Origin of the sequence: Catelliglobosispora koreensis DSM 44566 (assembly GCF_000379685.1) — a bacterium.
GTDB classification, from domain to species: Bacteria; Actinomycetota; Actinomycetes; order Mycobacteriales; family Micromonosporaceae; genus Catelliglobosispora; species Catelliglobosispora koreensis.
In genome coordinates this window covers 458,732-472,244 of record NZ_KB903250.1, presented here as the reverse complement: position 1 = coordinate 472,244, position 13,513 = coordinate 458,732, and the positions used below count along the sequence as shown (strand labels likewise).

Annotated in this window: 14 protein-coding genes and 3 tRNA genes; 16 read left to right on the top strand and 1 reads right to left on the bottom strand. The window is 62.9% G+C overall.

Features of this window, described 5'->3' with window-relative positions; genetic code table 11:
- The first annotated feature begins 164 nt into the window (after positions 1 to 164).
- The 13 genes from A3E1_RS0109390 to rplA all read left to right on the top strand — a co-directional run bounded on the left by A3E1_RS0109390 (position 165) and on the right by rplA (position 8,012).
- Positions 165 to 926 carry a class I SAM-dependent methyltransferase gene (locus A3E1_RS0109390; protein ID WP_020520502.1) on the top strand — a complete coding sequence of 254 codons (762 nt, stop codon included), beginning with the start codon at positions 165 to 167 and terminating at the stop codon, positions 924 to 926.
- A 210-nt stretch (positions 927 to 1,136) separates the two neighbouring features.
- Entirely contained in the window at positions 1,137 to 1,337 is a 201-nt protein-coding gene (locus A3E1_RS0109385; RefSeq protein ID WP_020520501.1) for a hypothetical protein, read from the top strand.
- Between the two features lie 39 nt (positions 1,338 to 1,376).
- Positions 1,377 to 3,917 (top strand): putative bifunctional diguanylate cyclase/phosphodiesterase, encoded by a 2,541-nt coding sequence (locus tag A3E1_RS0109380; protein WP_020520500.1) that lies wholly within the window; start codon positions 1,377 to 1,379, stop codon positions 3,915 to 3,917.
- 60 nt (positions 3,918 to 3,977) lie between these two features.
- Positions 3,978 to 4,050, top strand: a tRNA-Thr gene (locus A3E1_RS0109375).
- Between the two features lie 27 nt (positions 4,051 to 4,077).
- Positions 4,078 to 4,150, top strand: a tRNA-Met gene (locus A3E1_RS0109370).
- An 87-nt stretch (positions 4,151 to 4,237) separates the two neighbouring features.
- Positions 4,238 to 4,405 carry a 50S ribosomal protein L33 gene (rpmG, locus tag A3E1_RS0109365; protein WP_020520499.1) on the top strand — a complete coding sequence of 56 codons (168 nt, stop codon included), beginning with the start codon at positions 4,238 to 4,240 and terminating at the stop codon, positions 4,403 to 4,405.
- A gap of 69 nt (positions 4,406 to 4,474) precedes the next feature.
- The gene (locus A3E1_RS0109360) at positions 4,475 to 4,918 is read left to right on the top strand and encodes a MaoC family dehydratase N-terminal domain-containing protein (protein ID WP_020520498.1); all 444 of its coding nucleotides are present in this window, start codon (positions 4,475 to 4,477) and stop codon (positions 4,916 to 4,918) included.
- Complete coding sequence (locus A3E1_RS0109355; RefSeq protein WP_020520497.1) at positions 4,915 to 5,319, top strand: MaoC family dehydratase; 405 nt, start codon at positions 4,915 to 4,917, stop codon at positions 5,317 to 5,319. Before A3E1_RS0109360 ends, A3E1_RS0109355 begins: the two co-directional genes overlap by 4 nt.
- Positions 5,320 to 5,394: 75 nt before the next feature.
- A tRNA-Trp gene (locus A3E1_RS0109350) sits at positions 5,395 to 5,467 on the top strand.
- A 115-nt stretch (positions 5,468 to 5,582) separates the two neighbouring features.
- Entirely contained in the window at positions 5,583 to 5,975 is a 393-nt protein-coding gene (secE, locus tag A3E1_RS0109345) for a preprotein translocase subunit SecE (protein ID WP_020520496.1), read from the top strand.
- 84 nt (positions 5,976 to 6,059) lie between these two features.
- Positions 6,060 to 6,719: a transcription termination/antitermination protein NusG gene (nusG, locus tag A3E1_RS0109340; RefSeq protein WP_322786256.1), complete on the top strand. Its 660-nt coding sequence runs from the start codon at positions 6,060 to 6,062 to the stop codon at positions 6,717 to 6,719.
- 89 nt (positions 6,720 to 6,808) lie between these two features.
- A complete protein-coding gene (gene rplK, locus A3E1_RS0109335) occupies positions 6,809 to 7,240 on the top strand; it encodes a 50S ribosomal protein L11 (protein ID WP_020520494.1) in 432 nt (143 codons plus the stop codon).
- A gap of 58 nt (positions 7,241 to 7,298) precedes the next feature.
- Complete coding sequence (gene rplA / locus A3E1_RS0109330; protein ID WP_020520493.1) at positions 7,299 to 8,012, top strand: 50S ribosomal protein L1; 714 nt, start codon at positions 7,299 to 7,301, stop codon at positions 8,010 to 8,012.
- Positions 8,013 to 8,046: 34 nt separating this feature from the next.
- Here rplA and A3E1_RS39590 read toward each other — a convergent pair whose 3' ends face one another.
- Positions 8,047 to 8,415 (bottom strand): GntR family transcriptional regulator, encoded by a 369-nt coding sequence (locus A3E1_RS39590; RefSeq protein WP_407637347.1) that lies wholly within the window; start codon positions 8,413 to 8,415, stop codon positions 8,047 to 8,049.
- Positions 8,416 to 8,719: 304 nt separating this feature from the next.
- Between A3E1_RS39590 and rplJ the strand changes: the two genes are divergently transcribed.
- The 3 genes from rplJ to rpoB all read left to right on the top strand — a co-directional run bounded on the left by rplJ (position 8,720) and on the right by rpoB (position 13,513).
- The gene (gene rplJ / locus A3E1_RS0109320) at positions 8,720 to 9,250 is read left to right on the top strand and encodes a 50S ribosomal protein L10 (RefSeq protein ID WP_020520492.1); all 531 of its coding nucleotides are present in this window, start codon (positions 8,720 to 8,722) and stop codon (positions 9,248 to 9,250) included.
- A gap of 46 nt (positions 9,251 to 9,296) precedes the next feature.
- Positions 9,297 to 9,680: a 50S ribosomal protein L7/L12 gene (gene rplL, locus A3E1_RS0109315; RefSeq protein WP_020520491.1), complete on the top strand. Its 384-nt coding sequence runs from the start codon at positions 9,297 to 9,299 to the stop codon at positions 9,678 to 9,680.
- A 392-nt stretch (positions 9,681 to 10,072) separates the two neighbouring features.
- Positions 10,073 to 13,513, top strand: coding sequence for a DNA-directed RNA polymerase subunit beta (rpoB, locus tag A3E1_RS0109310; RefSeq protein ID WP_020520490.1), 3,441 nt, complete (start codon positions 10,073 to 10,075; stop codon positions 13,511 to 13,513).

Below are 13,513 nucleotides of genomic sequence, written 5' to 3'. Positions count from 1 at the left end.
CAGTCCCGTGGCGGCGTACCTGTCGGCAAGCGACGGGCTGGTGTCAGCTTCGCTCGGCTCGCGGTTGAGGGGCCACCACTGCTTCTTATTCGATACAGACTTCACCGGGCTGGCGTACCCGTGGGGCGCTCCGGCAAACACGGGAAGTTTTACGATCAGCAGCGATGAACGGGTCTCCGCTGGCACAGGCATGGGATGAAGCCGCTGACGGTTACGAAAGCTACTTCGTGCCGCGGTTCGCGCCGTGGGTCAAGGCGGCCGCGTCAGCGTTAATCTCCCAGCCGCTGCCGGACGGTCCGATCGTGGTGCCTTGTTGCGGAACGTTTCCGGAGCTGACGGAGTTGCGGAAGATCGATCCCCAGCGCGAAATAGTCGGCATAGATCTGTCAGCGGGCATGGTCGCCCTCGCCCGTCAGCGCGCCGCCGGAATGGGGCGCGTAAGCGTCATAGAAGGCGACGCTACGACGTTGGCTCCCGAGTCGTGTGCCGCCGTTGTCTGTGTTTTTGGCCTGCAGCAGCTGCCCGACCCTGAAGCGGCCATCGCGAGCTGGACTGCCGCGGTGCGCAAAGGCGGCCTGCTCTCGGTGGTCTTCTGGCCCGGACAGTCCGAAGTGGAGGGTCCGTTCGCGTTGCTGTACAACGTTTTGGCGGATCGCCGTCCACCAGCCGACATCAGCTGGGAACAACGGCTTGCCACAGCGGTGGGTGCCGTGATCGAGAAAGACGAGCGAGTGGCCTTTCCGATGGAGCACGAGAGCGCGGCTGAGTTCTGGGATGCGATGGCGCATGGCGGTCCGCTGCGTGCGCTGGCCAACGCCCGAGGCGAGGCGTTTATGCGAGTCGTTCGGGAGCAGTTCCTAAACGCTGCCCCCGGCGGACCGTGGCGCCATACGCCTGCGGCAAGATGGCTGGTCGCCCGCCGATGAGGAATAGCGGGTGAACCACGCTAGAGTTTTGGGTGGTTTCGGTTAGTACAAAGTTCTGACTTAGAGCCGACAAAACACCACCGAACGGCTATACTTCCGCAAGTTGCTGGCTTGCCACGCCGCTCGGACTTCCGAATCCGCCGGCCCTTGTGGCACGATCTCCTAAGCACGCTTATCCGATGTCATGATCTTTTCCCGCGGGAGTTAACTATGCGACCGAATAACCTTCGCCGCTGGCTCCTTCGCGGTGCCTTAATCGCCTCCGCTGCCACGGCTTCCTTAGCTGGTGCCGAAGCCGCGCACGCCGGCGACGTGATCTGGCAGAACCTGCCAGAAGCCGCTGTCGCTGAGAGCACTGCGCCGGCAGATGAGGTCCACCTCCTGGAGAACCACGACATCATCTGGCAGTAGGCCCGTTTGACATGACTGTCGTGCGGAAGTAGGTGCTGAGTGGCCGCGGTCAAAAGATCCGCCCGCTCGCCCGAATTGGCCTGGCTCGTTACCGGTCCAGTTGCCTGTCTCGCGCTTGCTGTTGCCGCGATGCTCGGTCTGCAAAGCGACCATCCATGGAGCAGCTGGCCGCTCACAGGACTCTTCTTCCTGTTATTCGTGATGGCCGATGTAACGCCATTGAGCTTCGAGGTTCGCCGCCAAACATTCGCGCAGAACCTCGTGGAAATTCCGCTTTTACTCGGTCTGGTTTATCTCGAGCCGCTAAGTCTCATTACCGCGCGCGTGCTAGCTCTGCTTATCAGTTTGGTGCTACGGAAATCGCAGCCGGTAAAGACCGCATTCAGCCTCGCCCTAGTCGCGCTTAGCACGGCTGCCGCAAGTCTGGTGATGGTCGTTTTTGGACCGCCCGGTGGGCTGACCCCACAAGACATCTCGAAGCCGAGCACCTGGCTGTTGCTTGCCTCCGCGGTGCTAACCACCACGGTGATTTCGCTCGCGGGTGTCATTGGCGTGGTCACGCTGGTGCAGGGCCAGATTCCGCAGGCTCAGCTGGTCGCGATTGGATTCCCGACCATCCTCATGGCGGCCGTTAACACCTCGGTGGCGCTCGCGGTGCTGCTGGCTCTGCAAACGAGCCTCTGGGCGGTCACGGTTCTGGCTGCCCTCCTCTTCTTCTCGATCATGGCGTACCGCAACTATGCGCAATCACTGCGCCAGCACCGGACCATCGCCGAGATTTACAGCCTTACCAAGGCCATTTCCGACACGCCGCATGACGGGACGCTTCCGGACACGCTGCTTGGGCGGGTGAGGCAGCTGCTGCAGGCCGAATACGCCACGTTGTGGCTACCGGCCCAAGGACGCCATTCCGAGGTCATGCTCAGCGCCCGGACCGATGACAAAGGCCTGGTCGACACGTCGGCGGCGCCTGAATCGATTCGGAAACGCGCCTTCGACACGGGCGATACGGTCGCTGTCGGTCCGCAGCTCGGCGACGAGATTCTGCGGGGAGAGCTGCGGGACTCGGGGCTCAAGGACGCGATCGTCGTGCCGCTGCGTGCGGGATCTGCCGTGATCGGGACGCTTGAGGTCGCGGGCAAGCTGGGCGACCTGTCGAACTTTGGTGAAGCTGACGTGCGCCTCCTGGAAGCGGTGGCGGCACACGCGGCGGTGGCTGTGGAAAACAACCGGCTTGTGGACAGGCTGCGCTTCGACGCGTACCACGATCAGCTCACGGGGCTGCCGAACCGCAGGCGGATGATCCAAGCGCTCGAAGAAGCGGTCCGTGTGCGCACGCATGGCGAAGTCGTGGCGATCCTCATGTTCGACATCGACGGGCTCAGAGACGTCAATGACTCACTGGGTCACGCGGCGGGGGACAAGCTCGTCACCGAGGTGGCGAGCAGGCTGCGGGCGACCGCCCCGGCCGCGGCACTCGTGGGCCGGGTGAGCGGGGACGAGTTCGTGGTCACGATCCGGGCCAGCAGTGGTGAGGCGGCGTTGCAGCTCGCCACGAAACTTCGGACGCAGCTTCAGGATCCGCTAACGATCGGCACGCTGACGCTCGACGTCGACGCGGTGGTCGGCATCGCGATCTACCCCGATCACGGGTCGGATCCGGCGATGTTGATCCAGCGGGCAGATGTGGCCACTCATGCGGCTAAGTCGGCGGCTTCGGGAGTACAACTATTTGATCCTGCTCTTGAATCTCGCAGTGTCCGGCGTCTTGGCCTTGCTGGGGACCTGCGCCGGGCGCTTGATACCGGTGATCTCGAGGTCTACTTCCAGCCCAAGGTGAGCCTGCGGGACAGGCGTCTCGTGGGCGTGGAGTGCCTGGCGCGCTGGGATCATCCGACGCATGGCGCGGTGAGCCCCGAGGACTTCGTCGCCGTCGCCGAGCACACGGGCCAGCTAGGGCGGTTGACCGAAACCGTTCTGCGCGAAGGACTTCAGCGGGCACGTCAGTGGGTTGACGCTGGCCGACCACTATCGGTGGCAGTCAATCTCTCGCCCCGCACGCTGCATGACGTTGAATTCCCGCGTCTGGTTGACGAACTCCTGCGGGAGCACGGCGTGTCGCCTGACCGGCTCACGCTGGAGATCACTGAAGACGGCGTGGTCGACGGGATCGACCGGCATCTTCCGACCCTGCGCCACCTCTATGACCTGGGCGTCCGGTTGTCCGTCGACGACTTCGGCACGGGCTATTCCAGTCTTTCTTACCTGCGCAGGCTTCCTGTCCACGAGGTCAAAGTGGACAGATCGTTTGTGCAGGGCATGGCCACCGACGCGGGCGATCTCGCGATCGTGCGGGCTGTGGTGGACATCTCGCGGCACTTTGGACTCGCCGTCGTCGCCGAGGGTGTGGAAAGCGAACTCACGCTTGAGTTGCTCGACGAGATCGGCTGCGACATCGGGCAGGGCTTCCTGTTCAGCCGGCCGCTTCCCTACGAGCGACTTGAAGCCTGGCTAGGTGCGCAGACTGACGCCGAACCCACTCCCGGCGGCGAAGTTCGCAAGCTGCGCGCCGTCGGCTGAGACACGGGTAACCCGATTTCCGGTCCGTGGCGATGTTGTGTACTCTTACCGAGGCACATCGCCCCCTTAGCTCAGTCGGCAGAGCGTCTCCATGGTAAGGAGAAGGTCTACGGTTCGATTCCGTAAGGGGGCTCGGTTCGTGGACGCGAGTCCACCCAACGGCGGTGTAGCTCAGTTGGCAGAGCAAACGACTCATAATCGTTGTGTCGCCGGTTCAAGTCCGGCCATCGCTACGTAGGTCACAGCGAGTGGCCGCGCATGCGTTACTGGGCTAGCCTGGTGCGCCGGGTTTATTTCGCGAAGGATAGAAGGGCAGTCCTGTGGCCAAGGCGACTGATGTACGTCCAAAGATCACCATGGCGTGTGTGGACTGCAAGGAGCGGAACTACATCACCAAGAAGAACCGGCGTAACGACCCGGATCGCATTGAGTTGAAGAAGTTCTGCCCGAAGTGCGGCAAACACACGGCTCACCGCGAGACGCGCTAAGCGTCGTCAGACTTTTTCAAGAAGGGGTACCTCTGATGGGGTACCCCTTCTTGGCTTAAGTTCTTTGTCATGCCGTTGGATCAGTCGTTCCGCGGGCGGGTATATCCGCCCACCGCCCCCTATCAGGTCGGGCGGGAAAAGGTCAGGGAATTCGCTCTCGCGATCGGGGCCACCGATCCGGTGCACTTCGACCTCGAAGCTGCCAAAGCGGCGGGTTACCCCGATCTCGTCGCGCCGGTCACCTTCCCGATCGCGATCACGCTGCCGGCGCTCAAGCCGATCGTGGGCGACCCCGAGCTGGGCATCGACTACGGGCGCGTGGTCCACGGCGATCAGCGGTTCGCCTATACGCGCCTGGTTGTGGCGGGGGACGAGCTGGTCATTATCGCGACCATCGAGGAGATTCTGAGCCGCGGTGGGCACGACTTCCTGACAACGCGGCAGGAAGTCCAGACAAGCGCCGGCGAGCCGGTAGTCACGGTTTGGCACAAGACGGTGGTGAGGGGCGAATGACGCTTTCTGTTGGCGAGGTTCTTCCGGAGCAGGTCTTCCGGATCACACGTGCTGACCTCGTGCGCTATGCCGGGGCGTCGGGCGACTTCAACCCGATTCACTGGAACGAGCGATTCGCGCTCAGCGTAGGGCTGCCCGGAGTCATCGCACACGGCATGTTCACGATGGCGCTCGCGGGCCAGGCCGTCGCCGCTTGGGCTGGCGGTGGCGACAAGGTGCTCGATTTCGGGGTCCGGTTCACCCGTCCGGTGCTCGTGCCCGATGACGACGAAGGCGCTTCGCTGGTTTTCACCGGGCTCGTGAAGTCAGCTGAGGACGGCTTCGCCACCGTCGACATCACCGCGACCTGCAACGGCGAGAAGATTCTGGCCCAAGCCAAAGCCAAGATCAAAAACATTTAGTGGGTACCAGGTTGGCCCGCCCCTGAGTCAACCCGTACACTGGCTCGCCGTGGGGTCCTGCAAAGGACCCCACATAGGGGTGTGGCGCAATTGGCAGCGCAGCGGTCTCCAAAACCGCAGGTTGCAGGTTCGAGTCCTGTCGCCCCTGCTGCGTTTATGACGTGGCTCATCATCCGTTGCCGGATGTAGCCAAGGGTGTCCATCTCCGGGCTTCTGTGCCAGGATTGGCCCCATACCACCCCGCGAGATGGAAGTAGGGCGACGTGGCCGACAAGAACCGGCGCGGCGATGAGGATGCCGCTGATCACGGTCTCGATGACGTGTTCGACGACGCCATCGACGACGATGCCGAGCTTGAGGACGACGACGACACGTCGTCCAGCAAGAGCGGTGGCGGCACGGCGGTCAAGTCACGCAAGTCGGAGAAGACTGAGCGTTCCGGAGGCGGTGGCCCGTTTGGCAAGTTTGGCCGGTTCATCCGCGAGATCATCTCCGAGCTGCGCAAGGTCATCTGGCCGACCCGCAAAGAGCTGCTGACCTATACCGCCGTCGTGGTGGTGTTCGTCGTGGTGATGCTGGCGATCGTGGGCACCCTGGACTTCCTCTACGCTAAAGGTGTCCTTTTCGTCTTCGGTAACCAAACGACGGCGGAATGATAGCCGCGGCTGCGGTTCGTCGCAGCCGCATCATGTGGAAGTGAGACAGTGAGCGTGTCCGACTACGACGAGACGTCTGAGACCGTGGACATCGACGACGCGGGAGGATCAGCCGTCGTCGTTGCCGAGGGGCACGCGGAAGAGGATTTCGACCCTGCGGCTGAACTGCGCCAGAAGCTGCGTTTCGCGCCTGGCGACTGGTATGTCGTGCACTCATACGCCGGTTATGAGAACAAGGTCAAGGCCAACCTCGAGACCCGTATCACGAGCCTCGACATGGAAGAGTTCATCTTCCAGGTCGAAGTGCCGACCCGGGAAGAGATCGAGGTCAAGAACGGCAAGCGCTCGACGGTGCAGAACAAGGTCTTCCCCGGTTACCTGCTGGTGCGGATGGACCTGACGCCGGAGTCCTATTCCTGTGTGCGTAACACCCCGGGGGTCACCGGGTTCGTCGGTTCGACCGACCGTGCTGACCGCCCGGCGCCGCTGAGCCTCGACGAGGTCCTCAAGTGGCTGCTCCCGTCCGTTGAGCAAGCGGCCGGTGCGAAGAAGGCCAAGCCTGAAGTGCGTGTGGTTGACCTTGAGGTCGGCGACTCGGTCACCGTCACCGACGGTGCGTTCGCGTCCCTGCGCGCCACGATCAGTGAGATCAACATCGATCAGCAGAAGCTGAAGGTGCTGGTCTCGATCTTCGGCCGGGACACCCCGGTGGAGCTGAACTTCAATCAGGTTTCCAAGATCTAATTCGCATACGTTACTCTTGTACGTCCGCAGTGGGTTGACCGTGCCCATCGGCGGCTCTTGGAAGTAATTCACCAGCCCAGGAAGTAGACATGCCTCCAAAGAAGAAACTCGTCAAGACCTTCACGCTGCAGTTGAAGGCTGGCCAGGCGACCCCGGCTCCGCCGGTTGGTCCCGCGCTGGGTCAGCACGGCGTGAACATCATGGAATTCTGCAAGGCCTACAACGCCCAGACCGAGTCTCAGCGTGGTGACATCGTCCCGGCACAGATCTCTGTGTACGAAGACCGGACGTTCACCTTCATCCTGAAGACGCCTCCGGCGGCGCGGCTCCTGATCAAGGCAGCCGGTGTGCCTAAGGGATCGGGCGTCCCGCACAAGGAGAAGGTCGGCTCCGTGAGCCGCGAGCAGGTGCGTGAGATCGCCAAGGCGAAGATGTCTGACCTCAACGCCAACGACCTCGACATGGCCGAGCGCATCATCGCTGGAACCGCCCGCTCCATGGGCATCACCGTCCGCGACTAATTAACGACGTGGGAGGGCCCAACGCGGTCCGCCTTTAACCACAGGAGATTTTGAGAACATGCAGCACGGCAAGAACTACAAGAAGAGCGCCGCTCTGGTTGACCGGGACAGTCTTTACGGCCCGGTGGAAGCCATCAAGCTCGCCAAGGAAACGACCACCACGAAGTTCGACGCCACGGTTGAGGTCGCTATGCGCCTCGGTGTCGACCCGCGTAAGGCTGACCAGATGGTCCGCGGCACGGTCAACCTGCCTCACGGCACCGGTAAGACCGCCCGCGTCATCGTCTTCGCCGCGGGTGAGAAGGCTGCCGAGGCGGAAGCCGCCGGCGCTGACGCGGTGGGCACTGACGAGCTCGTCGCCCGGATTCAGGGCGGCTGGCTGGAGTTCGACGCGGCGATCGCCACGCCGGACCAGATGGCCAAGATCGGCCGGATCGCGCGGATCCTGGGCCCGCGCGGCCTGATGCCGAACCCGAAGACCGGCACGGTGACGCAGGACATCACCAAGGCTGTCGGCGACATCAAGGGTGGAAAGATCACCTTCCGGGTGGACAAGCACTCGAACCTTCACCTGATCATCGGCAAGGCCTCGTTCACCGCCGACCAGCTGGTCGACAACTACGCGGCCGTGCTCGACGAGGTGCTCCGCTCCAAGCCCGCAGCGGCCAAGGGCAAGTACCTGAAGAAGGTCTTCGTCACCACGACGATGGGCCCGGGCATCCCGGTCGACCCGAACATCATCAAGAACTTCCGCGGCGAAGCCACGGAGTAATCACGGTCGTAAACAGAAACTGGGACGCAGCCACTTAGGCCGCGTCCCAGTTCTGTTTTACCGCCTCGGCCGCTTGCGTCGCGCTCAGCCCGAGTCGCTTGACGGCCTGAATGTATTGCCGCACAACGGTTTCAACGCGACCGTCTGTCGTGTGTGGACGCACAGGTGCCACGACAGTGCCGGCGGCCCGTCGCGTTAGGACGAGCCCGGCGGTCTCAAGTTCTTTATAAGGGGCGGGCGACCGTGCCCGGGGCGAGCCCGAGGTCGCCGGCCAGTTGCCGGATCGGGGGGGCAGCCGCTGACCGGCGCCGAGCGTGCCTCCGGCGATCAGGTCTGCGAACTGCTGGCGGAGTTGCTCATAGGGCGGAACATGCGACCCCGGGTCGACCGTGATCTCAAGCACGGCTGCTCCACAGGAAGAATCCGCCGCCGTAGGCGATCCAGGTCGGCGCTACCGCGTCGCAGCAGCCCCCATTTGGGGATTGACAAGAGGGCCGTGTACAGTCTGTCGAGTTCCACCCAAAGACCGCTGGTCACTGTGTCTGACACAGTCGAAGGCCCCGCAAAGCGGGCGGCCCGCGCAGGGAAGAACGGATCGCTGAGCGGCTCCTCGCCGCGTAAAGCCCCGTGCGCCCTGCGCCGGGGCGTTTTGTTTTGCCGGGCCCTCGATACCCCGACCGGCAAGGAGCAATGAGAGAGGAGGGGACATGGCGGACAAGATCCGTACCGACAAGGCCAACGCGGTCGCCGAGCTGACCGAGAACTTTCAGAACTCGAGCGCGACGGTGCTCACCGAGTACCGCGGGCTGACCGTGAAGCAGCTCACCGAGCTGCGCCGTTCGATGGGCGGTGCGAGCTACACGGTTGCCAAGAACACGCTCGCGAAGCGTGCCGCGGCTAACGCTGGCCTGGCTGGTCTTGACGATCTGTTCACCGGTCCTACCGCGCTCACCTTCGTCTCCGGTGACGTTGTGGAAGCTGCCAAGGGTCTGCGCGACTTCGCGAAGGCCAACCCGCAGCTTGTCATCAAGGGTGGTGTCTTCGAGGGCAAGCCGCTTTCCGCGGCCGAGGTTTCGAAGCTCGCCGACCTTGAGTCCCGTGAGGTGCTGCTGGCCAAGCTGGCCGGCGCCATGAAGGCCAACCTGAGCAAGGCCGCTGCGCTGTTCCAAGCGCCGCTGGCCCAGGCCGTTCGCACGGTCGCCGCTCTGGAGGACAAGCGTGGACAGGAATCTGCCTGATTCAGGCGCACCTAAGAATTTTTGTAACTGAGAAAGGACGCCTGATATGGCGAAGCTGAGCACCACTGAGCTCCTTGACGCCTTCAAGGAGATGACCCTGATCGAGCTCTCCGAGTTCGTGAAGGAGTTCGAGACCACGTTCGACGTTAAGGCTGCCGCTCCGGTCGCCGTTGCCGCCGCCGGCCCGGCTGGTGCCGCTGCCGCCGAGGTTGTCGAGCAGGACGAGTTCGACGTCATCCTCGAGGGTGACGGTGGCAAGAAGATCCAGGTCATCAAGGTCGTGCGTGAGCTGACCGGCCTGGGCCTGAAGGAAGCCAAGGACCTCGTTGAGGCCGCTCCGAAGGCTGTTCTGGAGAAGGCCAACAAGGAAGCCGCCGAGAAGGCCAAGGCCAAGCTCGAAGGCGAAGGCGCCAAGGTCACCCTCAAGTAGTTCCTTGCGCCTTCGCCACGCGAAGGCGCGCAGGGCCGCTTAAGGGCATCACCCTCAAGTGATTACCTGGGTTTGGCTGCGCAAAGAGCGGGTATCCGAGTCGGATGCCCGCTCTTTGTCCTAGAAGGACTTGACTGAACAGCCCTCACCAGGCACGCTTTTCTCAGTAACTTTGTAGGTGCGTGACTGCGGTCCTTCCGCGGGTGTTTTTCGCAGCTTCGCGAAAGCATGCCGTGTCGAGTTGATAGCGGTCCGACTTTCGGCTACACTGCTAGTTTGCGCTGCCCTTCTGTCTAACCCTGCCCATGTATCCGTGACTGGATCTTGGTTAAGGGTCGACTGGAGTGCTCGCGAAACGGCCGTTGTACCACCGGTCCTCGGAAGGACGTATCTTGGCAGCCTCCCGCCCTGCGAAGACCAGTCGCTCATCGAGCGCGTTCGCACCACGCCGAATTTCATTCGGCCGGATTACCGAACACCTCGAAGTTCCCAATCTTCTCGCCATCCAGACAGAGTCCTTCGATTGGCTTGTCGGCAACGAGTCTTGGCAGCACCGGAACGAGGGTGTTTCACACGCCCGCTCCGGCCTCGCCGAGATCCTCGAAGAGATCAGCCCAATTGAGGACTTCTCCGGGACTATGTCCCTTAGCTTCTCCGACCCGCGCTTCGACGAGGTCAAGGCCTCGATCGAGGAATGCAAGGAGAAGGATCTCACTTACTGCGCGCCGCTCTTCGTGACCGCGGAGTTCACCAACAACTCGACTGGCGAGATCAAGAGCCAGACGGTGTTCATGGGTGACTTCCCGATGATGACGCCTAAAGGCACGTTCATCATCAACGGCACCGAGCGTATCGTCGTCAGCCAGCTTGTCCGTTCCCCTGGGGTCTACTTCACCAAGGAGCCGGACAAGACCTCCGACCGCGACCTCACCAGTGTCAAGGTCATCCCGAGCCGCGGCGCGTGGCTTGAGTTTGACATCGACAAGCGTGACACCGTCGGCGTCCGGATCGACCGTAAGCGCCGTCAGGCCGTCACGGTCATCCTCAAGGCGATCGGCTGGTCCGCCGACCAGATCCGCGAGCGTTTCGGCTGGTCCGAGCTGATGATGGTGACCCTCGAAAAGGACCACATCGCTGGCCAAGACGAGGCGCTGCTAGATATCTACCGCAAGCTCCGCCCTGGCGAGCCGCCGACGCGTGAGAACGCCCAGACCTTGCTCGACAACCTCTTCTTCAACCCGAAGAGGTACGACGTCGCCAAGGTCGGCCGGTACAAGTTCAACAAGAAGCTCGAAGTACAGGTGCCGATCACCACGGGCACCCTTACCGAGGACGACGTCGTCGCCACGGTCGAGTACCTCTGCAAGCTGCACACTGGCGAAGAGGGCTACGAGGCCGATGACATCGACCACTTCGGTAACCGCCGTCTGCGTACGGTCGGCGAACTGATCCAGAACCAGGTTCGGGTCGGTCTGTCTCGTATGGAGCGTGTCGTGCGTGAGCGCATGACCACGCAGGACGTCGAGGCGATCACGCCGCAGACCCTGATCAACATCCGGCCCGTCGTGGCTGCGATCAAGGAGTTCTTCGGTACGTCGCAGCTGTCGCAGTTCATGGACCAGACGAACCCGCTCGCGGGTCTGACCCACCGTCGCCGTCTGTCGGCGCTCGGACCGGGTGGTCTGTCGCGTGACCGCGCTGGCTTCGAAGTGCGTGACGTTCACTCCTCGCACTACGGCCGCATGTGCCCGATCGAGACGCCTGAAGGCCCGAACATCGGTCTGATCGGTGCTCTGTCGACGTTCGCGCGGGTCAACCCGTTCGGCTTTGTCGAGACGCCGTACCGCAAGGTGGTTGAGGGCCGGGTTACCGACCAGATCGACTACCTGACCGCCGATGAGGAAGACCGCTTCATCAAGGCTCAGGCCAACGCGGTTCTCAACGAGGACGGCTCGTTCGCCGAAGACCGGGTGCTCGTTCGCCGTAAGGGTGGAGACGTCGACCAGGTGCTGCCGGCACAGGTTGACTACATGGACGTGTCGCCGCGCCAGATGGTGTCGGTCGCTACCGCCATGATTCCGTTCCTCGAGCACGACGACGCCAACCGCGCGCTCATGGGTGCCAACATGCAGCGTCAGGCCGTTCCGCTGGTCAAGGCGGAGGCTCCTTTGGTGGGTACGGGTATGGAGTACCGTGCCGCCACTGACGCCGGTGACGTCGTGGTCGCAGAGGCCAGCGGTGTCGTTGAGGACCTGTGCGCTGACTACATCACGGTCCACCAGGACGACGGCCACCGTCGCACCTACCTGCTGCACAAGTTCCGCCGGTCCAACTCGGGCTCGTGTGTGAACCAGAAGCCGGTGGTCGCCGAGGGTGCTCGCGTTGAGGTTGGCCAGGTCATCGCCGACGGTCCTTGCACCGACAACGGTGAAATGGCGCTCGGCCGCAACCTGCTCGTGGCATTCATGCCGTGGGAAGGCCACAACTACGAAGACGCGATCATCTTGTCGCAGCGTCTGGTGCAGGAAGACGTCCTCACCTCGATTCACATCGAGGAGCACGAGGTCGACGCCCGTGACACCAAGCTGGGGCCGGAAGAGATCACCCGGGATATCCCGAACGTCAGCGAGGAAATGCTCGCCGACCTCGACGAGCGCGGCATCATCCGCATCGGTGCTGAGGTCGTGCCGGGCGACATCCTCGTCGGCAAGGTCACGCCCAAGGGTGAGACCGAGCTGACGCCGGAAGAGCGTCTGCTGCGTGCCATCTTCGGTGAGAAGGCGCGCGAGGTTCGTGACACGTCGCTGAAGGTGCCGCACGGCGAGACCGGAACGGTCATTGGCGTACGCACGTTCTCGCGTGAAGATGGCGACGAGTTGCCGCCGGGTGTCAACGAGCTGGTCCGGGTCTACGTGGCGCAGAAGCGCAAGATCCAGGATGGTGACAAGCTCGCTGGCCGTCACGGAAACAAGGGTGTCATCTCCAAGATCCTTCCGGTCGAGGACATGCCGTTCCTTGAGGACGGAACGCCGGTCGACATCGTGCTCAACCCGCTGGGTGTGCCGGGCCGTATGAACATCGGCCAGGTGCTCGAAACGCACCTCGGCTGGGTCGCCAAGACCGGCTGGAGCGTCGATGGTGACGACGCCAGCTGGAAGAAGGCACTGCGGTCGATCGGTGCACACGAAGCGGAGCCGAACACGAATGTGGCGACTCCCGTCTTCGACGGTGCGCACGATGACGAGATCGCCGGTCTTCTCGCCAGCACGCTGCCCAACCGCGACGGACAGCAGCTGATCGGGGAGTCGGGTAAGGCCAAGTTGTTCGACGGTCGTTCCGGCGAGCCGCTGCCAGACCCGATCTCGGTGGGCTACCTCTACATCCTCAAGCTGAACCACTTGGTCGACGACAAGATCCACGCTCGCTCGACCGGGCCGTACTCGATGATCACGCAGCAGCCGCTGGGTGGTAAGGCGCAGTTCGGTGGTCAGCGCTTCGGTGAAATGGAGTGCTGGGCGATGCAGGCCTACGGTGCGGCTTACGCACTGCAGGAACTGCTCACCATCAAGTCCGACGACGTTCTGGGCCGGGTCAAGGTCTACGAGGCGATCGTCAAGGGCGAGAACATTCCGGAACCGGGCATCCCAGAGTCGTTCAAGGTGCTTCTCAAGGAACTCCAGTCGCTGTGCCTGAACGTTGAGGTGCTGTCCAGCGACGGTGTGGCCCTGGAGATGCGCGAAACCGACGATGAGGTGTTCCGTGCCGCGGAAGAGCTCGGCATTGACCTAGCCCGTCGGCCCAACGAGGGCATTCTCTCTGTGGACGAGGTGTAA

Bases quoted from the DNA above. Each gene is read 5' to 3' on its own strand.
- A3E1_RS0109390 (WP_020520502.1), top strand. From the start codon at position 165: ATGAACGGGTCTCCGCTGGCACAGGCATGGGATGAAGCCGCTGACGGT.
- A3E1_RS0109385 (WP_020520501.1), top strand. From the start codon at position 1,137: ATGCGACCGAATAACCTTCGCCGCTGGCTCCTTCGCGGTGCCTTAATC.
- A3E1_RS0109360 (WP_020520498.1), top strand. From the start codon at position 4,475: ATGCCGTTGGATCAGTCGTTCCGCGGGCGGGTATATCCGCCCACCGCC.
- A3E1_RS0109355 (WP_020520497.1), top strand. From the start codon at position 4,915: ATGACGCTTTCTGTTGGCGAGGTTCTTCCGGAGCAGGTCTTCCGGATC.
- rplK (WP_020520494.1), top strand. From the start codon at position 6,809: ATGCCTCCAAAGAAGAAACTCGTCAAGACCTTCACGCTGCAGTTGAAG.
- rplA (WP_020520493.1), top strand. From the start codon at position 7,299: ATGCAGCACGGCAAGAACTACAAGAAGAGCGCCGCTCTGGTTGACCGG.
- rplJ (WP_020520492.1), top strand. From the start codon at position 8,720: ATGGCGGACAAGATCCGTACCGACAAGGCCAACGCGGTCGCCGAGCTG.
- rplL (WP_020520491.1), top strand. From the start codon at position 9,297: ATGGCGAAGCTGAGCACCACTGAGCTCCTTGACGCCTTCAAGGAGATG.